Source organism: Halomonas sp. 141, from assembly GCF_002810305.1.
GTDB classification, from domain to species: domain Bacteria; phylum Pseudomonadota; class Gammaproteobacteria; order Pseudomonadales; family Halomonadaceae; genus Vreelandella; species Vreelandella stevensii.
The window spans coordinates 1-941 of sequence record NZ_PINZ01000121.1; the positions used below are offsets into that span (position 1 = coordinate 1).

The window sequence follows — 941 nt, forward strand, 5'->3', positions numbered from 1 at the left end:
GGCTGCGAAGACGCCGACATGCTGATCGCGGTGACCAACACCGACGAGATCAACATGATCGCCTGTCAGGTGGCCCACACGCTGTTTCGCACCCCCACCAAGATCGCGCGGGTTCGCTCCACGGCCTACCTTACCCGCAAGGGCCTGTTTGCCCACGAAGCCATTCCCATCGACGTCTTGATCAGCCCGGAACAGGTGGTGACCGACCACGTGCGCCGTTTGATCGAGCATCCCGGCGCCCTGCAGGTGCTGGAGTTTGCCGGGGGGCTGGTGCAGCTGGTGGCGGTAAAAGCCTTCTACGGCGGCCCGCTGGTGGGCCAGAATCTCGCCTTCCTGGGCAAGCACATGCCCAACGTGGAAACCCGCGTCGCCGCCATCTACCGGCGCAATCGACCGATCATCCCCCAGGGCGACACGGTCATCGAAGCCGACGACGAAGTGTTCTTTCTGGCGGCACGGCGGGATATCCGCGCGGTGATGAGCGAGCTGCGCAAGGTGGAGCGCGACTTCCGCCGGGTGGTGATTGCCGGGGGTGGCAACATCGGCGAACGCCTGGCGGAGCATCTGGAGCATAGCCATCAGGTCAAGATCATCGAGCACAGCCTGGAGCGCTGCACCACGCTCTCGGAGCGGCTGGATCGCACCGTGGTGCTGCACGGCAGCGCCACCAGCAAGCGCCTGCTGGAAGAAGAGAACATCGAGGATTGCGACATCTTCTGCGCCCTGACCAACGACGACGAGGTGAACATCATGTCGTCGCTGCTGGCCAAGCGGCTGGGGGCCAAGAAGGTGCTCACGCTGATCAACAACGCCGCCTACGTGGACCTGGTCCAGGGTGGCGATATCGACATCGCCATCTCCCCGCAGCAGGCCACCATCGGCAGCCTGCTGACCCACGTGCGCCGGGGCGATATCGTCAACGTGCACTCCCTGCGCCGGGG

At 64.7% G+C, this 941-nt stretch carries 1 protein-coding gene; it reads left to right on the forward strand.

The genetic code is table 11. From position 1 onward, the window contains the following. The coding region (gene trkA / locus CWI66_RS17620; RefSeq protein WP_100732390.1) for a Trk system potassium transporter TrkA at positions 1-941 on the forward strand (941 nt) is incomplete at both ends.